Origin of the sequence: Metabacillus idriensis (genome assembly GCF_009674765.1) — a bacterium.
Taxonomy (GTDB): Bacteria; Bacillota; Bacilli; order Bacillales; family Bacillaceae; genus Bacillus_P; species Bacillus_P idriensis.
This window is the reverse complement of the sequence record NZ_WKKF01000001.1, coordinates 821081-844029: the sequence shown is the minus strand read 5'-3', so window position 1 is coordinate 844029 and position 22949 is coordinate 821081. Positions and strand designations below refer to the sequence as shown.

The following is a 22949-nucleotide window of genomic DNA, read 5'->3' as shown; positions in this document are numbered from 1 at the left end:
TAAAACTAAAAAAAGACCAGAAAGAAGCAGTTCCCTGCTTATCCTGGTCAATCGAAAAGCGGCACCTCCTTGCTAAGATCCGAGGGGCAGATAAGGAACCGACAGAAAAGTCCGGCTTGACTTTTTTGCGGAGCCGCTCTGACCGAGGAGCTAGGCGATGCAGCTAGACAATGTTGACATAAAAAACGGAGAGCCAGTAAGCTCTCCGCATCACTTTAGATTAATGGATAAGAGAATCTTCTTAACGTTTGATTGTGCCTATGCAATTAGTAAAAAAGGGCATACGTATCCCGTTGATTACAGTTGCATGAAAAATTGCACGACATAAATAAAGGTATGACAACTCTTCACCGTGCGACACTTTCAAACTCATCATCTCTTATCCACCTCCGTTCCTTTAGTTATTTCTAGTATAACCGATGACTGTCAAAATTATCAATCAATTATTTAATATACATTTATTTGCATTTTATGGAAACCATAAAACGAGGAAAAGTAACGTTTACTTTAGTTTAATACAGGATAATGATTAAATAAAGGAGGGATTCATTTGAAGAATCAAAACTCAAAATTGCCTCAGTTTCCAGAGCCTTACTGGAGAGATACCGCCAAGCTGCCGTCTTATCAGAAGCTCTCCAAGCATTTAAATGTGGATGTAGCGATTGTCGGAGGCGGAATAACCGGGATTACTTCTGCCTATTTACTTGCAAAAGAGGGAAAGTCGGTGGCGTTGCTCGATTCGGATGTATTGATAAATGGGACAACCGGCCATACAACCGCAAAAATAACGGTCCAGCACGACATCATTTATGACGAACTTATTCAGCACTTTGGCGCTGACGGAGCAAAGCATTACTACGAAGCTAATAAAAGCGGTCTTGACTTCATTCGAAAAACGGTCGAGGAAAAGAAGATCGACTGCGGGTTTTCTGATGAAGACGCGATTCTTTATGCCGTTTCAGATGAGTCACTGAAAAAACTGCAAAAAGAAAAAGAAGCCTATGATACTCTGGGCATTCCTTATGAATACACAGATTCAATTCCGCTTGAGATTGACATCCAGGGCGCGCTGATCGTAAAACATCAAGCTCAGTTTCATCCTTTGAAATACTTACATACCCTGCTTCAGGAAATGTCCCAGTCTGGTGTTCAAATTTTTGAAAACACAGCGATTATTGATGTAAAAGGAACAGAAGAAGAACCGAAGCTGATCACAAATGAAGGGTTTGAAATCACCTGTCAGCACGTCATTGCGGCATCGCATTTTCCTTTTTTTGATGGGAATGGATTTTATTTTGCAAGAATGTATGCGGAGCGTTCGTACGTACTAAGTGCTAAAACGGAGAAGCCATATCCGGGAGGCATGTATTTAAGTGTGGATGAACCTAAACGGTCTCTCCGTTCAGCTGGGAGCGGTGAAGAAAAACTTGTCATCATCGGCGGAGAAGGTCATAAAGCCGGACAAGTAAAAGATACACATAAGCTTTATGAAAAGATTGAAACGTTTGGTGAAGAAGTTTTCGGCTTAAGTGACATCACACATAGATGGTCGGCACAGGATTTATACACTCTAGATAAGGTGCCGTACATTGGAAACCTTACTTCAAGCCACAAGAACATGTATACAGCAACAGGCTTTCATAAATGGGGCATGACAAATGGAACCTTTGCTGCTCTTATGCTGAGAGACCTGATTGTAAAAAAAGAATCCCGCTACCTTGATCTCTTTACACCTTCCCGCTTTCAATCCGATCCAAGTGTAAAAGAGTTCCTGAAACAAAATGCGGACGTAGCCAAGCATTTAATCTCAGGCAAGCTCAAGCGTCCGTCCAAAAAGCCTGAAGATCTAAAAACAAACGAAGGCTGTGCCGTCATGTTTAAGGGAAAAAAGGCTGGTGCCTATAAAGATGAGCATGGAGTCCTTCACCTCGTTGATACGACCTGCACTCATTTAGGCTGCGAAACGGAATGGAACAGCGGCGATAGAACGTGGGATTGTCCATGTCACGGTTCAAGGTTTTCTTACAGCGGAGAAGTGATTGAGGGTCCTGCAGATAAGCCTCTGAAAGTGCTTGATGCTGACTCTGAATAGAATTAAAAATAGGCTGTACAATAAATCTTTAAAATGAAGCAGGCAGGAAAAACTAACAGGTTCGGTTGTTGGGGGAGAAAACAGCAAATAGGATTTAAATAGGAGATACCATTCACATTAGAATTGGTATCTCCTTTTTATTGCTATATCTGTATTATCATCATTTTTAACGCAGCAATTAACAAGACCGCATTAATTTAATTGGTCTTATTAAAATTAGTGCTAAAACTTGTGCGAATTGGATAATTCATCTGAGGTAGTTAACTTAATATTAAAGCGAACTTATTTTTTAAAAAGTAAATGGAAATTTGGTGTTAATATATATAGATGAAGTATGTGAATATTTGTAATTTCACTACATAACACGAAGGAGAGTTTGAATGACAGTGGAAGCACATTCCAAAGAAATCCAAATTCATTTTAAATCTTACCTGCTTTTTGTTGGGTTTGGATTGGTTGCGGGCATTATAACTAGATTATCGGATTTTTTCCCAAATGATGACTTATGGAGTTTCAGTTCAATAGCCACTTTATTTGGCTTTTGGATGTTAACAGTGACATTAATTGTATATCATAGTTCTTCAAATAAAAATGCTGCTATTAACGTTCTATTGTACCTGTTCTGTATGATTTTTAGTTTTTACTTTTTGAATTATCTACTCGGCTTTCTTATTCCAAGGTTTTACATTGAGGGATTTCAATGGAATCTGTTTATCCTGTATAGTGTTTTTGCCTTAGTATGTAGTGCTATTAGTTATGTACTTTACTTTTGGAACAAAGAGAACAAACTGAGCAACTTTTTGTATGCATTGCCAGTAAGCGGATTAGTTGCGGAAACAATTGGTGTAAGTATCTATTTATATAACAACCATACCTTTTTGTTTCAATTCATTTTTGATTCTCTTAGTTTGATAATATTAGGATGTTGCTTCTATCAAAAAGCAAATAATAAGCTGATTTATATAGCAACCATCGTCGTTACCTCTTTAATAGGTTATTTTCTGGTTTACCGTCCTTTTCTCTAAACGACTTTACTGAAAATATATCATAAAAATAGCAACTGAATAATTCAGCTGCTATTTTTAATGTTCATTTAATGGCGAAATCGGTGTTAAAGATGTTGAGAAAACACCTGTGAATTGAGGTATTCTCCCCATCAACCGAACCTGTTAAGGAAAAACAAGTGTTTTTCCTGCCTGTGCTTTTTGCTGTGAAAATAATTAGCGGCGTCAGGTCAAGTAATGTTACCGCTTTTAATGATTCAAAGCATAAAAAATGGCCCTAAAAGAAGCGCTGAACTTATACCTTTTTAACAAATTCAGATTTTAGCTGCATCGCACCAAAACCGTCGATTTTGCAGTCGATATCATGATCTCCATCTACTAAACGGATACTTTTTACTTTTGTTCCTATTTTGATGACAGATGAGCTTCCTTTTACTTTAAGGTCCTTGATGACGGTAACAGAATCTCCATCATTTAAGACATTTCCGTTCGCATCTTTAACAACCTTTAGTTCTTCTTGGTTTTCAGCTTCCGCATCTGCCGTCCACTCATGTGCACATTCCGGGCAGACTAATAGATTGCCGTCTTCATACGTATAAGCGGATTGGCACTTTTGGCAATTTGGCAATTCGTGCATGTGATTCCCTCCAATTTTTATGCATAAAAAAAGACTCCCGGCATGGGAGTCCTTTCGTTCAATTACTTTTGAACGTTAGCAGCTTGTGGTCCACGAGCGCCTTCAACGATTTCGAAAGTAACTTCTTGGCCTTCTTCTAAGCTTTTGAAGCCTTCGCCTTGAATAGCAGAGAAATGTACGAATACGTCTTCTTGACCTTCTGCTTCGATGAAACCGAAACCTTTTTCTGCGTTAAACCATTTAACTTTACCTTGTAACATGTGTGTATCCTCCTCGTGCGTCATCCGCACAATTGTATTACTATCCCTGCTCTAGATAATATTCTTCAAGACGAATGCCTTTTTAATCATATTACGAACAAAAATAATTACTCTTATTATAGCAAATTAGGCCTCTGCCCGCAACCGTTTCTCATATATTTTTAGGATCATATCCATTCTTTTCAGTTAACTTCGAAATGTGTCGCTTTTCTTACAATTTGGCAAACTGCTGTCCATTCACTCTCAAAACATATTAAGATGGAAGTTCCTATTAAATTTAAGATTGCGGGTGTGGAACATTTTATATTACCGGACGCTTCGGAATCATGAGCAGAAGCCGTGGGTCACATTTATCCACGGAGCCGGCGGCAGTTCTGCGATATGGTACAAACAAATACGCGAATTTAAAAACCATTTTAATATCTTGCTGATTGATCTGCGTGGTCATGGCAAATCTGAAAAAGGATTGTGGAAAAAGGGCGATGATTTCACTGAGATTGCACAGGAAGTCATAGATGTCCACGATCATCTTAACATCAGCTCTTCACATTTTGTAGGCATTTCCCTTGGTACGATAGTGATACAGTCCGTTGCAAGGCAGCGACCTGGCCTCCTGTCTTCCATGCTGTTAGGCGGAGCCATAACAAAGCTGAATGCCTTCACTCGATTTTTGCTGATCCTCGGAAATATCGGGAAACGGATTTTGCCATACATGTGGCTCTATTCTTTCTTTGCATGGATTATCATGCCTTATTCAAATCATAAGGAAGCCCGCTCCATGTTTATTTCACAGGCGAAAAAAATGTGTCAAAAGGAGTTTATTCAATGGTTCTCCCTAACACGTTACGTGAATCCTTACTTAATGGAGCTTCAGAAGGATTTTCAAGGAATTCCTACTCTCTTTGTAATGGGTGATCAAGACCACTTATTTTTGTCTGCGGTTAAGGAAATTGAAGCTTCACATAAAGAAGTCAAAGCCATTTACATAAAAAATTCTGGCCACGTCTGCAATATCGATCAGCCTGAGCATTTTAATACAGCAGCGATTCAGTTTATAAAAGAAAAAAATTCATTAAAGCTTGTTATATAAAAAAACGCTTGGACTACAATTATAGTCCAAGCGTTTTTTTAAAATTTATTGTACCAGCAAGTACAGAGACTCTGCGAAATCAGCTGCCAATATGAAATTTGAAAGCTGCAATAATTTGCCTCGCGTTTTTCCCCTTACCTATTATCTTTAAGGAAAAAACGTTGTATCGCCAGTTTCAATTTCCCTTCAGCCTGTTCAATATAAGCTGCAGCTTGCTCTTGTGAAGATTGAGTAACAGTCATAAAGATCGCTTCTTTTAAATTGTAGTGAGTTTGATGCATGGCAGATTCAGCTGCTTCTGCTTCAATACCAGTCAAATCCATTAATATATTTTCAGCACGTTTTTTCAGCTTCAAATTAATGAGCTTCATATCAACCATTTCATTTTGATAAACTTTTCCGAGCCGGATCATGACTGCAGTAGATATCATATTTAGCGCCATTTTCTGGGCAGTGCCCGCCTTCAGTCTTGTGGAACCTCTAATGACTTCAGGACCCGTTTTTAATTCAATTGCCACATCACTTATTTCAGAAACGTCTGTATTCTTATTGTTGCTGATAGAAATAGTGCATGCCCCTGCCTCTTTTGCATAAGACAGTCCGCTTATAACGAACGGTGTAGAACCGCTGGCTGTCAATCCGATCACACAATCAAAAGCATTTAACTGATAGTATTGGAGTTCATTTCGAATAACGCCTACATCATCTTCAGTCTCTTCAAGAGGCTGCCACATCGCTTCATTTCCGCCTGATACAATGGCAGTCCATCTGCCGGCTTCTACTGAAAAGGTTGGACCAAGCTCTACAGCATCAAGCATGCCGACTCTGCCGCTGGTCCCCGCTCCAATAACATAGACTCTGCCGCCCTCATTCCATCGCTTCACGACTGCATCAACAGCTTTGGCAATTTGCGGCAGAGCTTCATTTACGGCCGCCGTAATCGCTTCATCTTCTTTGTGCATCATTTCCACAATCTGAAGGGAATCCATTTCATCAATAAGAGAAGTTCTCTCATTTCTCTCTTCGGTTGGTTTACGCACCATTAAAATCGCTCCATATCAATCGTGAATTTATAGCGATCTGCGCGGTAGACAGACCTGACGACCTCAAGAGGTTTATTTGTATCGAGCGTGGTTCTCCGTTCAATCAGCAGTACTGGCGCGCCTTCAGCTACTTCGAGCATCTCAGCCTCCGTTTTTCTGGCAAAGGAGGCTTCAAGCACTTGTCTGCCGTGCTGGATTTTTAATCCAAGCTTGTTTTCCACATAATCATAAATGGAGTTCACAGCTATTTCTTCTGTAAGGCCATGTGCAAGCTCTTTTGAAATATAAAGCATTTCATAAGCCATAGGCAGCTGATCAGCAAGTCTCACTCGTTTCAGCTCGAAAAGAGGAGCTCCTGCTTTAACCTCAAGCTTAGCTGCCAGATCAATACTTGCTTCCACCTCTTTAAAACTGATGACACGCGTACTCGGTACAAGGCCCCTTGATCGCATATCTTCAGAAAAACTTGTTAAACCCTGAAGTGGCTGCTCAATTTTTTGATGGGCAACGAAGGTACCTTTTCCACGCTGCCGGTATAAATAACCATCATTCACCAGATTCGAAAGAGCCTGTCTCACCGTCATCCTGCTTATTCCATACTTTTCAGCGTATTCTCTTTCAGAAGGAATCATCTCACCAGGCATTAATTGCTGTTGTTGAATGGCTTCTTTTATTCCTTCTTCAAGCTGATAATAAATTGGGAGCGGAGAATTCTTTTGAATCATTTGGCAAACATCTTCCTTTCATCTTGATGCAATTTTGATAATGCTTCCTGATCGGCAATGATGATTGTATCTGGGTGATTTATTAAAATCGTTGCCGGTATAGAGTTGGTTACATCTGAATGAAACAAATCATATAAAATAGATGATTTTTGTATGCCTGAAGCGAGAAGCAGTATTTTTTTACTTTTCATTATTGAAGCGATTCCCATCGTTACTGCATGTGTTGGTACATCTTCAATTGAATCAAAGTAACGTGCATTTGCCTCTCGGGTAGACTGTTCCAAAGCTACTAAATGAGTATTTGATTCAAAAGAACTTCCAGGTTCGTTAAATCCTATGTGCCCATTTTGGCCGATGCCAAGCAGCTGAAGATCAATTCCGCCTAATTCCTCAATTTTAAGGTCATAGGTCTCGCATTCCGCTTTCATATCTTGTGCTTCTCCGTTTGGAAGAAAGGTTTGAGAAGAAGGAATATTCACTTCATCAAAAAAGTGTTTTTTCATATATGCATGATAGCTGTTTTCATCTTGTTTTGATAAGCCGGCATATTCATCAAGATTGAACGTTTTAATATGCTGATAGGTTGTTTTGTTTCGCTGATGATCCAGAATCAGCTGCTGATAAGTGCCAAGGACCGTGCCGCCAGTTGCCAAACCAAGCACAGAATCGGTTTTTGACTTGATTTGATCCAAAATGACCTCTGCTGCAAGCATACTCATTTCATGATAATCTTTTGCTTCAATTAGTTTCATTGTTCAACACTTCCTGTAAAAGAGATTTTGCCCCTGCAAAACGTCATCAGCACTTCGCAATTTTCATCAAGTACGACGAAATCAGCATCTTTTCCGGTTGATAAACTTCCTTTGCGGTCATAAACGCCGATTTGTTTAGCTGGATTAACAGATGACATCTTCACAATCTCTTCAAGTGAGCAGCCTGTATAATCCATCATGTTTACTGCAGCATCTCTGAACGTTAAAATACTTCCTGCAAGAGTTCCATCAGCAAGCGTTGCCCTGTCCGCATCAACCGTTACTGCCTGCCCGCCAAGGTCGTATTTACCAGCCCCAAGACCTTTTGCTCTCATTGAATCTGTAATTAATATCGTTCCCTCACTGCCTTTTACTTTATAAGCAAACTTCACCATTTCAGGGGCAATGTGAATACCATCCACAATCATTTCTGTTTTCACTTCATCCATCATTAGAACAGTACCAGCTACGCCAGGTTCCCTATGGTGAATGCCTCTCATTCCATTGAAGAGATGTGTAGCGTGGTTCACGCCGCTTTCGACAGCCTTTTCAACTTCTGCATAGACAGCATCACTATGGCCAATTGAAGCCGTAATACCGGCAGAAGTTAAATGTTGGGCAAGGTCATATCCATTCTTGCGTTCTGGTGCAAGTGTGACTAGCTTAATATGATTATTTGCTTCTTCCAGCCATTTATCAAAAAGGTCGCATGATGGTTCAATGATATTGCCTGGCGCCTGCGCACCTGCACGTTTAGGGTTCAGAAAAGGACCTTCTAAATGAATACCGAGCACTTCTGCTCCTTCATTATTTTCCCGTTCGATATATTCAGCTGCATTTTTCAGGGCATCTGTAATTTGGCTTCGATCTGCAGTCATCGTTGTTGCGAGAAAACTCGTTGTCCCTTCTTTCGGCAGAGCTCTGCTCATGGTTAAAATCGCTTCTTTTGTCGCATCCATCACATCTGCACCATCTGCACCGTGGATATGGATATCAATAAACCCTGGCAAAATAGAAGCCTTGCCTTTAAGATTAATCACCTTATCATCAGCTGCAGGTTCCGGCATTTCAGCCAAGTCACCAGCTGCAAAAATTTTATTGTTTTCAATAAGAATAAAACCGTTTTGGAAAACGACTTCACCTGTATATAATTTTGCGTTAGTTAAATAGGTTTTCGGCATGGTTCCAGCTCCTTGCATCTATTCTCACTCTTACTATAACACCCATTCAGCTAGTTGTCTATACCAGTATAAGTCAAGATAAAACTCCCTCTTATGATGATATTCGTTCTGGCATCATAGAAGGGAATTTATGTTTATAGACTAAAACGTAAAGCTTATGGAATAAGGTCTAGATTTCAAATCATTTTCTGATTTTTTCTATTTCATCCGCTACGAATTGTACTTGTGTTCCTACAATTACCTGAATGCTGTTTTTACCGACAATATTTATTCCCGGCACACCTGTATCTTTAATCTTTTTCTGATCTACAGCATTCATATCTTTTACTTCAATTCTTAAACGAGTCACGCAGTTGTCAACAGACGTCACATTGGCGTCTCCGCCTAAGCCATCATAAATTTTAGCAGCCATTACTGCAAATTTTGATCCCTCAGCGTGAGATTGATTGCTGCTTGCTGTATCTTCTTCAAGCGTTTCATCCGAATCTGCTTCTCTTCCAGGAGTAGCAAGATTGAATTTTGTGATTAAGAATCGGAATAACACATAATAAATAACTGCTACCACTAGTCCTTGCAGAAGCAGCATATATGGCTGATTCGCTAACGGCAATCTTGAACTTAACACAAAGTCAACAAATCCTGCACTAAAACCAAATCCTGCTGTCCAGTGGAAAAATGCTGCTACAGCTAATGAAAGACCTGTTAAGGCTGCATGAACAACATAAAGTGCTGGAGCTAAAAACATGAATGAAAACTCAAGCGGTTCTGTAACACCAGTAAAGAATGAAGCAAAACCTGCCGCTAACATGAGCGATGCAGCCTGTTTTTTTCTTTTCGTTTTAGCAGTATGATACATTGCTAACGCTGCGGCCGGTAACCCAAACATCATAATAGGGAAGAATCCTGCTTGGTACATTCCTGTAACACCTTTTGTTCCTGTCCCTGCCCAGAAATTACCGATATCGTTAATTCCAGCGACATCAAACCAAAACACTGAGTTTAAAGCATGATGTAATCCAGTAGGAATTAAAATTCTATTGAAGAAACCATATAATCCAGCTCCAATAAACCCTAATTTACTGATCCATGTTCCAAAAGCAACTAATCCAGTAAAGATTACAGGCCATGCGAAGAACAATACTACTGAAACAAGCAGCATAGAAACGGCTGTCATGATAGGAACTAAACGTTTACCACTGAAAAATGATAAAGCAGCCGGCAATTGTACATGACTAAAACGGTTGTACATAATTGAGGCTACGATTCCTGAAAGAATCCCAACAAATTGATTTCCTATTTTAGCAAAAGCAGCATTGACATTTTCCGGGTCAACCCCTTGAAGCATAGCTACTGAGTTTGTTGAAAGCAGAGTTGTTATAACCAGGTAGGCTACCAAACCGCTCATAGCGGCGGAACCATCTTTTTCTTTAGACATTCCGAGCGCTACCCCAACTGCAAAAAGAATCGCCATATTGTCAATAATCGATGATCCGGCTTTAATTAAAAATGCTGCTATCGGATTGCCGGCTCCCCAGCCTGCAGGATCGATCCAATAACCAATTCCCATCAGAATCGCCGCAGCCGGTAATACTGCTACAGGCAGCATCAATGAACGGCCGATTTTCTGTAGATATTTCATCATTTTACATTCCTCCAAAATAAAATATAGGATAATTAAGAGTTAAAAATTGATGAAAAACGACTCCTTGTATTCGTTTTCAAATTTACTATAACATGTATTCAACTAGTTATCTATACCAGTTATTTTATTTTTTTTTTTTGCATGTACATCCTTTTCCAAATAAAAATGGTTGATCATGCAGCCCCATGCTTTAATTTATCAATAAAAAGCTTGGTCTTCTCAAGTAAAAATTTAACAATTTAATCCGTACAAGTGTGCCCTCTTGAATTGACCTTCCTAATTAATTCCGAGACTTTTGAAATTATTTCCTCACAGAACAGCATGAAGGAATTAGGAAAACAGCAAATCCTAATTTCATCTATAAAAACTAGGGGCTGTCCGATAAGTGGTATTTAGACGAAAACTTTAAACTAATAGGATATTTTTGGTAATATTTTTACTTTTAGGAAAGTGTTTAAAACTTTAGTGGATTGTAGCGGAAGGCACTTGACTCCTGCGGGAAAATAGAGGGAAATGGGAGACCCCGCAGGCAGGCCGAGGAAGGCTCCACCCTCCCTGCGGAAAGGAACGAACAACCTTCATAATTATAAACAACAAATTATGCGAAAAGAGCCAAAAAACAAAACCGAAGCATGCTATTAAACAGCATGCTTCGGTTTTTAATTTAAGTGCATTTACCTATAGAATGGACTTTCCAGACAGCCCCCATTCTCTTACTTATCTTTCTTCTTTTTCAGGTCAACGCCGATGGCAGCGCCATTTCTGCTGGAGTCGGCCACTCCTTTAAATGTTCCTTTTTCATGATCAATCAGAATGCTTTGCACGTTTCCGATGACCACAGGGCTTGGCCCAAACTTGTGGCCCATTTGTTTTAATCGAGTGATGACGTCTGAAGAAATGCCGCTTTCGAACCGATATGAGTTCACATTGTTCGTATAAATTCTTGGTTCCTCTACAGCTGCTTTTAATTCCATATCGTATTCGATTGTATGAAGAATCGTTTGAAGCACGGATGTGATAATTGTAGGTCCTCCAGGTGATCCAACGGTTAAAACAGGTTTATCATCTTCAAATACGATAGTAGGAGTCATGCTGCTGAGCGGACGTTTATTCGGCTGAACTTCATTGGCTCCGCCTGGAACAGCGTCAAAGTCAGTGAGTTCATTGTTCAGCATCAAACCGTATCCCGGAACCAAAATGCCTGTTCCAAAAACCTGCTCAATGGTTGTTGTGTAAGAAACAACATTTCCCCATTTATCGGTCACGCTGAAGTGAGTTGTTTCCCCGTACTGCCTGTCGTTTGGCTGAACCGTTTGTTCGTAGTCGGCTGCACCTTCTTCATACTTCCATGGATCTCCCGCTTGAGGATTTGGATTGACTGCATCAAGACTGATCAGTTCCTGTCTTTCAGAAATGTAATCCGGATGCAGGAGCCCATCTGCCGGTACATTTACAAATTCAGGATCACCTGCATAAACTGCGCGGTCAGCGTATGCAAGATGCATCGCCTCAGCGAGCAAATGATACTTCTCAGCTGAGCGTACATCATATTGAGATAGGTTGAAATCATCCAGGATCTTCAGCATCTGAAGCAAGAAAACTCCGCCTGAACTTGGCGGCGGCATGCTGGCAATTTCGTATCCCTGATACTCGCCCCAAATCGGTTCATCAATGGTGACATCATATTTCTTCAAATCATCCGGCGTCATAGAGCCTCCAAAATCCTGCACAGTGCCGGCTAGAGCTTGTCCGATCTCGCCTTTATAGAACGCATCCGTTCCTTTTGAACGAATCAGTTTAAATGTTTTCGCCAAATCTTTTTGAACAAGCTTGTCCCCTTCTTTTAAAGGAGTTCCATCTGGAAGAAAGACATCCTTCGCTGCTGTTGCTGATAACGTTTCGGCATTGTCTGAAATCGCTGCAGCTAAAACCGAATCGATTTTAAACCCCTTTTCAGCAAGCTTAATCGAAGGGCTGATCAGTTCCTTCATTGATCTTGTGCCCCACATGTCCAGAGCTGTTTCAAGCCCTTTTAATGTTCCTGGAACCCCAACCGCTGTCCCGCCTTTGTATCGTTCTGAAAAGGGAATCGGAACCCCGTTTTCATCAAGAAACATATCAGGCGCAGCTCCTGCTGGTGCCCGTTCGCGGCTGTTGATAATCGTTGTTTCTTCGGTTTTGCCGTCATACACCATCATGAACCCGCCGCCGCCGATTCCTGACATCATCGGCTCTGTCACATTCAGCGCATATTGAATCGCAACCGCTGCATCAATGGCATTCCCGCCTTTTTTAAGAACCTCTGCGCCAATTTTCGATGCCAGAGGATGGGCCGTTGCTACCATTCCGTCACGGCCTACATCAACTTGGCTGTACTCCTCTTTCTTCTCGGGCTTTTTAGCCTCTGTACTGACCGGAAATCCCCCGGCAAGCAAAATGGCAATCAGAAAAACACTCAAGCTTCTTTTCATAACCTTCCTCCTCATAAGTAGAATCTCCTCTCTACCATATGGAAAAGAAAATAGAGAATCAAGCGATACGTCTGAATTATCTGAATATTAGTCCGTTCATCCTATCCTTATTTTTCCTTTTTTACCTCTTTAGGGAATATAGTATGGTATGTCATGTAGATATCAATACCTTTAGCTGACAGGAAAAATATGCTAAAATTCAATTATGAGAGGAGACTTCAAAATGAAATTTCAAGTAAAGCGAAACCCAATTCTTGTTGCTATTGTGCTGTTTATGATTATTCTGCCGTTTTTTCTGCTCTTTCAGTCTGAACCCCTTCCATCACTGATTATTCCTTTCTTGCTGTCCGCTTTTCTAGCCCACGCATTACTTAAATCTTATTTTGTCATTGAGAATCAAAAATTGATAATCGTGTTCGGATTGATCAAAAAAGAAATACCCATAAGGGATATGAAGGAAATCCGCTATTCGAACAATCCGCTCTCAGCCCCCGCATGGACGCTGAAAAGACTTGAAATTGTTTTTGCCAGGCCGATTGGAACGAGACCAAATGCAGCCGCAAGATTTACCCTTGTCTCTCTGCCTAAGGACGAAACTGGCTTTTTCAGGGAAATTGCGAAGATAAATCCTCACCTTAAAACACCTTAAAAAGTGCCGCACGGCTTTCGTGCGGCACTTTCTTCCTAATAGAGCTCCAGCCGGTAAATGGCTTCGCCGTTTTCTTTTTTCCCTGTGTCTATAAATCCCGCTTTTTGATAAAGCCTTATTGCCTGAGTATTTTCAGGAGTGACTCCAAGTAATAGGAAAGGACTGACATCAAAGCGTGATTTCATAAAACTGAGAATGATCTGCAAAGCAGCAAAACCATATCCTTTTCCTTGGTGGTCCTTATCTATCATAAATCGGACAAGCCAGTACACTCCGTCTTCAGAATCTTTACCGACCATCGCAAACCCGATCATCTTATTTTCCGCATAAATCCCAAGCGGCAAAAAGGAAGTTTCAAATTTTGATTCTGCCAGAGAATACAGATTACCCGCAACAAACCTCTCTTGCTCTTTTTGAACCTTTAGCGATATACACGTCTCCCAATTATGCTTCGTTATAGGATGAAGCTGAATCTGCATGCTGTGCCACCTTCTGTTCCTTATCAAAGTATGAACCTGTTATTCTTAAAACGATGAGGCCGCCTGAAAAATAGACGGCAGATGCTATGAAAAATAGAAATGTTACGGTAAAGTACTGAGCTAAAAATCCGCCTCCCATGATCGCAGCTGCTGACATAAGCGATGTGAAAAAATGATAATTGCCAACTTGCATTCCTCTTTTTTCTTCTGTCGTCCACTGCGTCAGCAGCATCTTTTCTCCATGCTTTTGCATCGCGCCAAAGAGGCCCATGATCATTTGGCATGCATATACTTCTTCAATCGTCCCTATATGAGGGTAATACAAAAGAACCAAAGCCATACCGAACGAAGAAACCGAAAGCATTACTTTGTCGCTTACCTTCCCTGACATACGCCCTAAGAGCGGATGAACAAGCGCTGCTGACAAACCAAATAATCCATACGAGATTCCGAACTGCGAAAAAGAAGACCCTATATTTTTTATAAATAAGATATAGAATGGGAAAATGAAATTGCCCGCAAAAAACAGCGTGCTCTGAGCCGCAACAAACTTTCTGAACGAATCATTTTTCATCGCGGCCATACTCCTCGTAAAAGTAGTTCATAAAAAGTTCATCTTCATCAAACTCACGCTTCTGCCTGAAAAATTCATCTGTTCGTGGATACGCACGCTTCATTTGCTCCATAGTCGGATAAGGCTGATACGGCAAATAATATGTGCCGCCAAATGAAAGGGTGACATCAATCATTTTCCGGATGACGTTCCTGGTCTTTTTTATCTCTTCTTCAGACATCCCCTGATTGATTAACAAAACGAACGCAAACATATCATCACGGCGGTAGGACAAGACAGCGTCTTCATTATGATCAACGTATCGAATCGTGATATTAAATAAATTGAGCTCTTCCTCTGTCAATGTTTTCCTCAGACTGTCTACATAGTCAGGAAATGCATCAACCGGAACAAAGTACTCCTGCAGAATATCCGTATTTGTCTCATTCTCGTACTCCAAAAACCCGGACTCTGAGCGCATCACATTGTTTCTCGTAATATAGGAATCTTCTTTTTTCACAAAATAAGACTTTTGGGCTTTCCAAAACGTATTTTTCCCCCAATCGTAATTCCTTGATAATCCAAGCAGGAATTTCATGAGGGCGATATTCTTTTCTTCACTCAGTTCATCATATTCTGTACGGGCCCCCTGTTCACCTGCAAGCACATAGTCCGTCACATACATTTCTTTCAAAAAAGAATCAGGTGCAGTGGATAGTCTGGCAAGATGCATCCGGACATTTTCATTGCCGTGGACTTCATGCTTAAAGTATTTGGCATAATCTTTATAATCGAGAGCTTTTGTTTTCATGATATAGAGTTCATCATCTGTTAAGCTGATCTCTGCATCCAAAATGACTCCGAATAGACCATATCCGCCTATTACCAGCTGAAAAAGCTGTGGATTTTCCGTTCGGCTGATGCGCACAATCTCTCCATCAGCGTTCAGCAAGTGAAAGGATTGAATGCTGTCAATTAGAGAACCATGGCGGATATCCCGTCCATGCACGTTTACGCTCATCGAACCGCCAACCGTGAAAATATTTTGAGACTGCATGACTTTTACTGCAAGGCCATGCGGATTGACATAGCGCTGGATATCATCCCACGTCGCACCGCTTTGGACAGTGATCGTCTTTTTCTTTTTATCAAAATCCAGAATCTTATTATAGGAAGTCATATCAAGGACAATGGCATCTTTGTAATAAGTATGTCCTCCCTGGCTGTGCTGTTTTCCCGCAATCGAGATTTTCTTATTTGTCTTTTTTGCTTCAGCAATTGCTTTTTTGAAAGACTCAATCTCTTTTCCTTTTACGACCCTATCAATTTTTTCAGGCATCAATCTGCTGACATCGGTCATAAGGAACGGATCATGCTTTTCTTCTTCAGAAGCTGCTTTTAGTGAAAAGAAAAATACTGTAAGAAATCCTAGAGTGAGGAGCACTAAATATCTCTTTTTCATCGATCCACCGCCAAATAGAAAAATGTGTTATTTAGTTACATTTTACACTTTGAGGAGATTTTTGACAATCATCTTTTCCGATACCATCACCGCCTTCCCATGTTTTAATCTGCAAAAAAGAAGGAATACATACACTAACACCCACTAAAAGGAGATGTTTTACTTGGATAAGCAAAAATTAAACAAAGAAGTTTTAGATATATTGGAAAAGCATAAGGTCGGCACGCTTGCTACTGTAGTAGATAACAAGCCTCTCTCTCGCTATATGACATTTTTTAATGATGAATTAATGCTTTATACACCTACTAATAAAAACACACATAAAGCAAAAGAAATTGACGAAAATCCAAATGTACATATCCTGCTTGGCTATGAAGGTGAGGGGTATGGGGATTCTTATATTGAGTTTGAAGGCAAGGCAAGCATCAGCGAAGATCAAGAATTAAAGGATAAAATCTGGAACGATCATATGAAAAACTGGTTTGATGGCCCGAACGATCCAAATTATATCGTTCTTGCGATAAAGCCGAATAAAATCAGATTAATGAACAGCGAACACGAGTCACCGCAGACTTTAGAAGTATAAGAATTCATGAACCGGCATCAGGCTGCCGGTTCTTTTTGTGCCGATTTCTTGTTTTCATAAGACCCTCATGAGAAAATGAATTCAAGAACGAAAACTAGAAGGTGATCAGATGTATTACGTAGTAGTGGATATTGGCTGTTCTGACTGCGGAGAAGCTTCGAATGTTGTCGGCATATTTACGGAAGAAACAAAAGCGCGGACTGCGCTCGAGCAGTATAAAGCAGCAAATAAACTTGATCTGTATGGTGACGACCATCAATTTTTAATATACAAATTAACCGAGCTCAACTCCATTCACAATAACAGCTTTGACCATCTTATTTATGACAGTGAAGAAGAATGAAGAATAGGCACCCGCTTATAAGCGGGTGCCTATTCTTTTACCTTAATATCCCTTTGGACCTTGACTGTTTGAGCCAATCAGGAAATTCGTTTAATAAGCGATTATACAATTCCTTGTCCGTCGCCTCGTTTAAATCGTCAAGAGCGAAGAAATCGGCATTATCAACGACTCTTCCAGTTAAATCGTCAAGTTTTTGAAGCACACCAAAATTTGCGTTTCCAAGGCCTACAAATTGCCAGAAAATATTTTGATTGGAGCAATCTATTAATAGTTTTGAAATTTTCTTATCTTCATAGATTCCTCCGTCACTGAAAAACACGACATATGTGGGCAGGGAATCGCTCGGTTCTTCTTCTGTATATTTGCGGATCACGTCTTTCATGACTTCGGGTTCATTGTTGCCAATGCCAAGTCCCCCAAAGAACTTGGGTCTAGGATAGGTTCTCTCTACATATCCCTCAAATTCACTTTCCGTGACGCTTTTTGCTCTCATTGACTTGCTTCCGAAAAACCAAGTATCCATCACTCCGTCATCATCCATGCAGGCAGCGACAGCAAGCACCTTTTCAAAAGCACTTTGAACGGTTCCATTTGAATAGAGATTTGCCATAGACCCTGATGCATCAATGACAACAGCTACTCTTGCCTTCACATGCGGAATCTTTTTCTTTTCAAGTGAAATGACTACCTTCTTTTTCAACAAATCAATCTTAGTTAAGTTAATCGGTGCTTGCTTTACATGCTCCCCCTTAATTTCTTCCGCCACGTCCGATTCCTCTTCAACGGTTACCCCATGTGCTTCAGCAAGGGGTTTTAGCCCGCCGTTAAAACCTCTGCCTATCGCCCTTAGCTTATACCCCGTAGAATGGGGGTACAATTCGGCAAGAACAAGTGCTTTTTCATCACCAGCATCGGTAACCTCATATGTAATTTCAGATTCAGCTGTTATGATTGATACACTGCATCCCTTTACTTCTTTAAATGCGGCAGATTCTCCATCTAAGGTTGCAGCAAAAATGCACTTTTCTGCCAATGAATTCTCCAGTTGATCCAATTGAATTGTAAAGACAGCAGATTGATCAGAAGCCCGCTTAAATGTCACGATACTCTGAGGATCAGCAGGCTGATTATAAAAAATCATATAATCATCTGATGGAACATTCCCATTTGAACCAACCATAAAGCAGCTGATGTCCAGATCGCACGGCGCATATTCCCATGAAATATGAATATCGATTGAACCGCCGTTTCCTGCAAGTGTATTGCCCCCTTTTGACAGCTTAACTTCATTTTTTATCATCCGTTCCCCCCCTGAAAATAATAGTCCATCTTTATTGTATTACAATATATTAGACATTTCTGCAACTTCTTCCAATTTGTGCAAAACGGTTGATTCTCCTATTTAAATCTAGTAAAATTGTAAACTGTGTTTTACGTTCGGATTTTAAAAATGGAAGGAGCTCAGTATGTATAATTCTGTCCTAACACGCAGTGAACAGACATCCATTGACGCTGAAGAACTTCAGTTTCAGCTTTTTAGAATGCAGGATAATCTGAAGGAAATTGCCAAGCGATGGCAGGTTGTCGGTATTGATCAGACGAAAGAAGATAAATGGGTCGTGGTTTATGCACAAAATGACGGTGATTCATGCAAGGTGATGCTGAATGATTGTGAATCAGCTTATCGGGGCACATGGGATTTTTCCATCCACGCCACATACAACGATGATAAGGCGATTCACATCGGAGATATCAAAGGCCCTGCTAATAAGGGCTACGGATCCATTTGCATGAATTATTTGAAAGAGTTTGCGAAAGATCAAAACATTCCCTACATCACTGGCGACATTGCCAAAAGAGACTGGGATCACGTTGACCGTCTTGTCCATTTTTATGAAAAACATGACTTTAAAGTAAACATTGACTATGACAAGCAAGCAGGCGAAATCGAATGGAATGATATGTATTGAGAAGCAGACAAGGTCTGCTTCTTTTTTGTTGGGCTAAATATTGCGGAGGACGCTATGCCAGCCGAATTTTGATTTTTTACTTTCGCCGTTATTAATTTTTCATTCTTCTGAGGCGGTCATAGGTTGATCGCCTTTTCTAATGGATTATCTCCATTTGAATACTTTTCAAGAAATTAAACAGGAGTGAGATAATCTAAGCTGCCATAGTAACGGTGAAGATTTTAGAATTAAATTAATTAAATAAATTCATCTATTCGATAATACGCTTCGTACAAAAGATACAAAGGTGAACTTCGTTGATAACAATCTCGTTCTAAAATACTGTGAAAAGACTTAATGAACGCGTTCATATTAGGTGTTCTAAGTGGAATCCTTTCATGAGTGTTTACAGCACTTAATGTGAGCTTCAAGACCAGATAAGTGTTTCAAAACCGAATTTGCAGCACTTAATGCGGGCTTCAGCACCAGATAAGTGTTTTATGCTGCTTGTCATGAATCTATCCTGTCTCCCTCACACTCCTAATTTCAAAGTTTTCAAATTATAGGATTACTCTTCTAAAACTTAGGGTATGTACAACTAGGGCATTTTTTCCTGTTTACCATAATCGCGCTATTTCAAAAAAAGAAAGGAGCCATGAACCTTCAATGAGAAAAAAAGCATTACTCTTATTCTCTGCCCTTTTTCTTGTCAGCATGCTTACCGCCTGCGCAGAAAAAGAGAAATTATCAGATGGCACGGAACTGATTGACAAAGATGAATTTGTGTTTGCGGCTTCAGGTGAATTCAAGCCATTCAGCTATGTGAAAGATGATATGACGATGACCGGGTTTGATGTTGCAGTCGGCGAAGCGATTGCAAAGGAGCTTGGCCTTACGCCAGTTCAAAAGCGAATCAAATTTAAAGGCATTGTTGAAGGCGTGAAAACCGGCCGTGCAGATGCGGCAGTTGCCAGCCACACCATTAATGATCAGCGTGCAAAGCATGTTTCTTTTTCCACTCCCTACTACTACTCGGGTCCTCAGATATTCACACGTCCTGACAGTGATATCAAAACAACAGAAGATCTAGAAGGAAAAGAAGTTGCCGTAGCAAAAGGTTCTACATATGCTGCAACCGCAGAAAAATACACGAAAAACATAAAGATGTACGATAGCGATATTACTGCCCTTAAAGCGCTGAGTACAGGCCGGCACGACGCGGTCATAACTGATTTTGTAACAGGAAAAAGTGCAGCTAAAGGCGGATTTGACATCGTCGGTCAGCAGCTGATCGAACGAAGCGAGCAGGCTGTAGTCATTCCCCAGGATAATCCCGTTCTTTTAAAAAGAGTGAATGAAGCGCTGGAAAAACTCAGACAGGACGGTACCCTTAAGAAAATCAGCATTGATTACTTCGGAGAAGATATTACGACGAAACCTGAGTAACCCACCATTTGCACAGAAAGGATGTTGTTCATTTTGCCTAGTTTTTCACATTTTTTTGATTCGTTAGTTGCGAATAGAGGCGTCTTTTTTGATGCGATGCTTGTCACCCTGCAATTAACGGTTGTTTCCATTTTAATCGGTATTGTCATCGGCCTCTTTTTTGACCTTTTAAAAATTTCTAAATTAAAAGTGCTTGGCATTATCTCGGATACTTACATTTATTTAGTTCGGGGAACGCCTTTGATTGTACAGATCTTCATCCTGTACTTCGGATTCAGCGGACTCTTTTTAATTCCAGATTTCTGGGCTGCTTCACTGGCGCTCGCCTTTCATAACGGTGCCTATATTGCCGAGATTTTCCGAGGAACCATTCAGTCCATTGATAAAGGACAGATGGAAGCAGGTCGCTCTCTTGGCATGACAAGAGGCCTTACAATGAGAAGAATCATTATGCCCCAGGCTTTCAGGCGCGCTCTTCCGCCACTTGGAAACCAGATGATTATCGGGCTTAAGGATTCGTCACTTGCAGCCTTTATTTCCATAAATGAGCTCTTTAATGTGGCGACCACACTTGGCTCAAACAACTTTGACGAAATGACATTTTTATTAATAGTCGCCGTTTATTACTTAATTTTAGTGGCCATTTTAACTCTTATCGTAAATGGTCTTGAAAAGAAAATGTCGATCAGCGACCGCTAAGGAGGTAATGCTTTTTGGAAACGAAAGAAATGATCAAGGTTGAAAAGCTGAATAAATCATTCGGCGACCTGCATGTATTAAAAGATATTGATATGAAGGTGAACGAAAGTGATGTTGTCTGTTTAATCGGTTCAAGCGGATCCGGAAAAAGCACCCTGCTCAGATGCCTGAACTTCCTTGAGAAAAAAGACAATGGAAAAATCATCATTAACGGCGAAGAAATCACTCAAGCTACACATGACATCAATGAGGTACGCCAAAAAGTCGGAATGGTTTTTCAGCACTTTCAATTATTCCCTCACAAAACCGTGATTGAAAACATCATGGAAGCACCGCTTATGGTGAAAAAAATGAAAAAAGAACAGGCAGCCTCTGAAGCTCGTGCCCTGCTTGAAAAAGTAGGCCTTTCAGATAAAGCCGATGTGTATCCAAATAAACTTTCAGGAGGCCAGAAGCAGCGTGTGGCGATTGCCCGCGCCCTTGCGATGAAGCCTGAAATCATGCTATTTGATGAACCAACATCAGCACTTGATCCAGAGCTTGTAGGTGAAGTATTAGCTACAATGAAAGAGCTCGCTGTTGAAGGAATGACGATGGTTGTTGTCACGCATGAAATGCAATTTGCCCGCGAGGTGGCCGATTGGATTGTTTATATGAACGAAGGGCGAATTGTTGAGAGAGGCCATCCTGACGACTTCTTTACCAATCCGCAGGAAGAACGCACAAAAGAATTTTTAAGAACGACACAGTTAAATTAAAAGAAAAGCGGAAGCGCCCGTTTAGCGCAGGCATGACAGATAAGAATCCGCCAGAAAAGGCGCTTTTTGCCAATACTTTCGGATCCGTTCTGGCCGAGGAGCCTGAGCGGTTCCGCTTGCCATCGAAGCGCAAAATTTTATACTTTCTTATCTATGAACAAAAGCTCAGATCACTTTATTTCATATCCGCCAACCTTTTAACTTTTTTAATTCTTTAAAACACAGACAAGACGTGAGATTTTCGGATCTCACGTCTTTTTATGTGCTCTTTACAATAAATTTCATATTGCTTTTGACTGCAGAATTGAGTATGATGAAAACGGTTCAAAGAGGTCTGATGACTAACATCCAATTACTTACAATAGATACCAGCTTGAGAGGGGATTTTTGATGAAAGAAAGAGCATTATTTTTTATCACGGGATTATTGATTTTAACACTTGGTGTTTCTCTGATTATCAAATCAGGTTTAGGAGCATCTTCATGGGACGCGCTCGCTGTAGGCGAATCAAACATGTTTGGCCTGACAGTCGGAACTTGTATTTTCATTAATGGAATCGCTTTAATTTTCATCAATGCTTTTTTGATGAAGAAAAAGCCTGAAATTCTTGCAGCAGCAAGTATTCTCCTAATTGGAGCATTGATTGATTTTTGGCTTTTGGTTGTTTTAAAACACTATTCGCCAACTGTCCTGTTTTTCCAGGCTTCAGCTCTTATCGCCGGCATTCTCTCAATGGGCGTCGGAGTAGCTATTTACCTGCAGGCTAAATTCCCTGCAAGCCCGATGGACACATTGATGGTTGCGATTCATACTCGCTTTGGCTTGAACTTAAGAAATTCACGAATTATCAGTGAAGCATTCGCTCTTTTGCTTGCCTTTATTTTTCAAGGGGCAATCGGGATCGGAACATTTATCGTCACGCTTACATTAGGCTTTGTTGTTCAGTACTTTTTCCCTAAATTTGAAGGGTTATTAGCAAGAATGAGCAGCAGACTATCTTATAAATAAACCAAATTTCTTTAAAAAATAGGGTTGCTTTGTTCCTATTAATCTATTATAGTTAAATACGTCAGAGGTCAGACATCAGATGACGCTGACTCTCTTTTTGGAATTAGATGAAAGCGTATA

At 40.4% G+C, this 22949-nt stretch carries 24 protein-coding genes; 11 read left to right on the top strand and 13 right to left on the bottom strand.

Annotation, left to right across the window (positions count from 1 at the left end; genetic code table 11):
* Window positions 1-241: 241 nt before the first annotated feature.
* Window positions 242-376, bottom strand: a complete 135-nt coding sequence (locus GJU41_RS25155) for an RAxF-45 family protein (RefSeq protein ID WP_396653163.1) — start codon at window positions 374-376, stop codon at window positions 242-244.
* A 174-nt stretch (window positions 377-550) separates the two neighbouring features.
* On the opposite strand from GJU41_RS25155, the gene GJU41_RS04160 reads away from it, so the two are divergent.
* On the top strand, window positions 551-2092 hold the full coding sequence (locus GJU41_RS04160) for an FAD-dependent oxidoreductase (protein WP_224771361.1): 1542 nt from the start codon (window positions 551-553) through the stop codon (window positions 2090-2092).
* A gap of 380 nt (window positions 2093-2472) precedes the next feature.
* A complete protein-coding gene (locus tag GJU41_RS04155) occupies window positions 2473-3117 on the top strand; it encodes a hypothetical protein (RefSeq protein ID WP_154318060.1) in 645 nt (214 codons plus the stop codon).
* A gap of 274 nt (window positions 3118-3391) precedes the next feature.
* Here the strand turns inward: GJU41_RS04155 and GJU41_RS04150 are convergent, their stop codons facing one another.
* On the bottom strand, window positions 3392-3733 hold the full coding sequence (locus GJU41_RS04150; RefSeq protein WP_154318059.1) for a zinc ribbon domain-containing protein YjdM: 342 nt from the start codon (window positions 3731-3733) through the stop codon (window positions 3392-3394).
* A 62-nt stretch (window positions 3734-3795) separates the two neighbouring features.
* Entirely contained in the window at window positions 3796-3993 is a 198-nt protein-coding gene (locus tag GJU41_RS04145; protein ID WP_029281940.1) for a cold-shock protein, read from the bottom strand.
* 289 nt (window positions 3994-4282) lie between these two features.
* Between GJU41_RS04145 and GJU41_RS04140 the strand changes: the two genes are divergently transcribed.
* Window positions 4283-5083 carry an alpha/beta fold hydrolase gene (locus GJU41_RS04140; RefSeq protein ID WP_318184344.1) on the top strand — a complete coding sequence of 267 codons (801 nt, stop codon included), beginning with the start codon at window positions 4283-4285 and terminating at the stop codon, window positions 5081-5083.
* Between the two features lie 134 nt (window positions 5084-5217).
* On the opposite strand, the gene murQ is transcribed toward GJU41_RS04140, so the two are convergent.
* From murQ to ggt, 6 genes are all read right to left on the bottom strand, one after another.
* The gene (gene murQ, locus GJU41_RS04135; RefSeq protein ID WP_154318058.1) at window positions 5218-6126 is read right to left on the bottom strand and encodes an N-acetylmuramic acid 6-phosphate etherase; all 909 of its coding nucleotides are present in this window, start codon (window positions 6124-6126) and stop codon (window positions 5218-5220) included.
* Window positions 6126-6851 carry a GntR family transcriptional regulator gene (locus tag GJU41_RS04130; RefSeq protein ID WP_070876951.1) on the bottom strand — a complete coding sequence of 242 codons (726 nt, stop codon included), beginning with the start codon at window positions 6849-6851 and terminating at the stop codon, window positions 6126-6128. Before GJU41_RS04130 ends, murQ begins: the two co-directional genes overlap by 1 nt.
* Window positions 6848-7603, bottom strand: coding sequence for a glucosamine-6-phosphate deaminase (gene nagB, locus GJU41_RS04125; protein WP_154318057.1), 756 nt, complete (start codon window positions 7601-7603; stop codon window positions 6848-6850). Before nagB ends, GJU41_RS04130 begins: the two co-directional genes overlap by 4 nt.
* Window positions 7600-8784, bottom strand: a complete 1185-nt coding sequence (gene nagA / locus GJU41_RS04120; RefSeq protein WP_154318056.1) for an N-acetylglucosamine-6-phosphate deacetylase — start codon at window positions 8782-8784, stop codon at window positions 7600-7602. The genes nagB and nagA overlap by 4 nt, the downstream gene beginning before the upstream one ends.
* A gap of 181 nt (window positions 8785-8965) precedes the next feature.
* Entirely contained in the window at window positions 8966-10426 is a 1461-nt protein-coding gene (nagE, locus tag GJU41_RS04115; RefSeq protein WP_070876949.1) for an N-acetylglucosamine-specific PTS transporter subunit IIBC, read from the bottom strand.
* Window positions 10427-11139: 713 nt separating this feature from the next.
* Complete coding sequence (gene ggt, locus GJU41_RS04110) at window positions 11140-12897, bottom strand: gamma-glutamyltransferase (protein ID WP_154318055.1); 1758 nt, start codon at window positions 12895-12897, stop codon at window positions 11140-11142.
* A gap of 223 nt (window positions 12898-13120) precedes the next feature.
* Here ggt and GJU41_RS04105 point away from each other — a divergent pair, with 223 nt between their 5' ends.
* Window positions 13121-13546 (top strand): PH domain-containing protein, encoded by a 426-nt coding sequence (locus tag GJU41_RS04105; protein WP_070876947.1) that lies wholly within the window; start codon window positions 13121-13123, stop codon window positions 13544-13546.
* A gap of 35 nt (window positions 13547-13581) precedes the next feature.
* Here the strand turns inward: GJU41_RS04105 and GJU41_RS04100 are convergent, their stop codons facing one another.
* From GJU41_RS04100 to GJU41_RS04090, 3 genes are read right to left on the bottom strand one after another with little or no spacing between them, the layout of a single operon-like run.
* The gene (locus tag GJU41_RS04100) at window positions 13582-14025 is read right to left on the bottom strand and encodes a GNAT family N-acetyltransferase (RefSeq protein WP_070876946.1); all 444 of its coding nucleotides are present in this window, start codon (window positions 14023-14025) and stop codon (window positions 13582-13584) included.
* Window positions 13991-14599: an MFS transporter gene (locus GJU41_RS04095; protein WP_070876945.1), complete on the bottom strand. Its 609-nt coding sequence runs from the start codon at window positions 14597-14599 to the stop codon at window positions 13991-13993. Before GJU41_RS04095 ends, GJU41_RS04100 begins: the two co-directional genes overlap by 35 nt.
* Window positions 14589-16040 (bottom strand): FAD-binding oxidoreductase, encoded by a 1452-nt coding sequence (locus GJU41_RS04090; protein ID WP_154318054.1) that lies wholly within the window; start codon window positions 16038-16040, stop codon window positions 14589-14591. The genes GJU41_RS04095 and GJU41_RS04090 overlap by 11 nt, the downstream gene beginning before the upstream one ends.
* Window positions 16041-16203: 163 nt before the next feature.
* Here GJU41_RS04090 and GJU41_RS04085 point away from each other — a divergent pair, with 163 nt between their 5' ends.
* Together GJU41_RS04085 and GJU41_RS04080 are read left to right on the top strand one after the other, a co-directional pair.
* Window positions 16204-16626, top strand: a complete 423-nt coding sequence (locus GJU41_RS04085) for a pyridoxamine 5'-phosphate oxidase family protein (protein WP_070876943.1) — start codon at window positions 16204-16206, stop codon at window positions 16624-16626.
* A 109-nt stretch (window positions 16627-16735) separates the two neighbouring features.
* A complete protein-coding gene (locus GJU41_RS04080; RefSeq protein ID WP_070876942.1) occupies window positions 16736-16969 on the top strand; it encodes a hypothetical protein in 234 nt (77 codons plus the stop codon).
* 37 nt (window positions 16970-17006) lie between these two features.
* On the opposite strand, the gene GJU41_RS04075 is transcribed toward GJU41_RS04080, so the two are convergent.
* Window positions 17007-18269, bottom strand: coding sequence for a VWA domain-containing protein (locus tag GJU41_RS04075; RefSeq protein ID WP_154318053.1), 1263 nt, complete (start codon window positions 18267-18269; stop codon window positions 17007-17009).
* A gap of 166 nt (window positions 18270-18435) precedes the next feature.
* Between GJU41_RS04075 and GJU41_RS04070 the strand changes: the two genes are divergently transcribed.
* From GJU41_RS04070 to GJU41_RS04050, 5 genes are all read left to right on the top strand, one after another.
* Window positions 18436-18939: a GNAT family protein gene (locus tag GJU41_RS04070; RefSeq protein WP_070876940.1), complete on the top strand. Its 504-nt coding sequence runs from the start codon at window positions 18436-18438 to the stop codon at window positions 18937-18939.
* A 645-nt stretch (window positions 18940-19584) separates the two neighbouring features.
* Window positions 19585-20364, top strand: coding sequence for a transporter substrate-binding domain-containing protein (locus tag GJU41_RS04065; RefSeq protein WP_070876939.1), 780 nt, complete (start codon window positions 19585-19587; stop codon window positions 20362-20364).
* A 33-nt stretch (window positions 20365-20397) separates the two neighbouring features.
* Window positions 20398-21063 (top strand): amino acid ABC transporter permease, encoded by a 666-nt coding sequence (locus GJU41_RS04060; RefSeq protein WP_154318052.1) that lies wholly within the window; start codon window positions 20398-20400, stop codon window positions 21061-21063.
* A gap of 29 nt (window positions 21064-21092) precedes the next feature.
* Window positions 21093-21821, top strand: coding sequence for an amino acid ABC transporter ATP-binding protein (locus GJU41_RS04055; RefSeq protein ID WP_070877003.1), 729 nt, complete (start codon window positions 21093-21095; stop codon window positions 21819-21821).
* Between the two features lie 390 nt (window positions 21822-22211).
* Window positions 22212-22829 (top strand): YczE/YyaS/YitT family protein, encoded by a 618-nt coding sequence (locus tag GJU41_RS04050; protein WP_070876936.1) that lies wholly within the window; start codon window positions 22212-22214, stop codon window positions 22827-22829.
* Window positions 22830-22949 lie beyond the last annotated feature (120 nt).

What these genes read in the sequence shown, in the direction of transcription:
- GJU41_RS25155 (WP_396653163.1), bottom strand. Translation starts at nt 376, where the DNA reads ATGATGAGTTTGAAAGTGTCGCACGGTGAAGAGTTGTCATACCTTTAT.
- GJU41_RS04155 (WP_154318060.1), top strand. Translation starts at nt 2,473, where the DNA reads ATGACAGTGGAAGCACATTCCAAAGAAATCCAAATTCATTTTAAATCT.
- GJU41_RS04150 (WP_154318059.1), bottom strand. Translation starts at nt 3,733, where the DNA reads ATGCACGAATTGCCAAATTGCCAAAAGTGCCAATCCGCTTATACGTAT.
- GJU41_RS04145 (WP_029281940.1), bottom strand. Translation starts at nt 3,993, where the DNA reads ATGTTACAAGGTAAAGTTAAATGGTTTAACGCAGAAAAAGGTTTCGGT.
- murQ (WP_154318058.1), bottom strand. Translation starts at nt 6,126, where the DNA reads ATGGTGCGTAAACCAACCGAAGAGAGAAATGAGAGAACTTCTCTTATT.
- GJU41_RS04130 (WP_070876951.1), bottom strand. Translation starts at nt 6,851, where the DNA reads ATGATTCAAAAGAATTCTCCGCTCCCAATTTATTATCAGCTTGAAGAA.
- nagB (WP_154318057.1), bottom strand. Translation starts at nt 7,603, where the DNA reads ATGAAACTAATTGAAGCAAAAGATTATCATGAAATGAGTATGCTTGCA.
- nagA (WP_154318056.1), bottom strand. Translation starts at nt 8,784, where the DNA reads ATGCCGAAAACCTATTTAACTAACGCAAAATTATATACAGGTGAAGTC.
- nagE (WP_070876949.1), bottom strand. Translation starts at nt 10,426, where the DNA reads ATGATGAAATATCTACAGAAAATCGGCCGTTCATTGATGCTGCCTGTA.
- ggt (WP_154318055.1), bottom strand. Translation starts at nt 12,897, where the DNA reads ATGAAAAGAAGCTTGAGTGTTTTTCTGATTGCCATTTTGCTTGCCGGG.
- GJU41_RS04105 (WP_070876947.1), top strand. Translation starts at nt 13,121, where the DNA reads ATGAAATTTCAAGTAAAGCGAAACCCAATTCTTGTTGCTATTGTGCTG.
- GJU41_RS04100 (WP_070876946.1), bottom strand. Translation starts at nt 14,025, where the DNA reads ATGCAGATTCAGCTTCATCCTATAACGAAGCATAATTGGGAGACGTGT.
- GJU41_RS04095 (WP_070876945.1), bottom strand. Translation starts at nt 14,599, where the DNA reads ATGAAAAATGATTCGTTCAGAAAGTTTGTTGCGGCTCAGAGCACGCTG.
- GJU41_RS04090 (WP_154318054.1), bottom strand. Translation starts at nt 16,040, where the DNA reads ATGAAAAAGAGATATTTAGTGCTCCTCACTCTAGGATTTCTTACAGTA.
- GJU41_RS04080 (WP_070876942.1), top strand. Translation starts at nt 16,736, where the DNA reads ATGTATTACGTAGTAGTGGATATTGGCTGTTCTGACTGCGGAGAAGCT.
- GJU41_RS04075 (WP_154318053.1), bottom strand. Translation starts at nt 18,269, where the DNA reads ATGATAAAAAATGAAGTTAAGCTGTCAAAAGGGGGCAATACACTTGCA.
- GJU41_RS04070 (WP_070876940.1), top strand. Translation starts at nt 18,436, where the DNA reads ATGTATAATTCTGTCCTAACACGCAGTGAACAGACATCCATTGACGCT.
- GJU41_RS04065 (WP_070876939.1), top strand. Translation starts at nt 19,585, where the DNA reads ATGAGAAAAAAAGCATTACTCTTATTCTCTGCCCTTTTTCTTGTCAGC.
- GJU41_RS04055 (WP_070877003.1), top strand. Translation starts at nt 21,093, where the DNA reads ATGATCAAGGTTGAAAAGCTGAATAAATCATTCGGCGACCTGCATGTA.
- GJU41_RS04050 (WP_070876936.1), top strand. Translation starts at nt 22,212, where the DNA reads ATGAAAGAAAGAGCATTATTTTTTATCACGGGATTATTGATTTTAACA.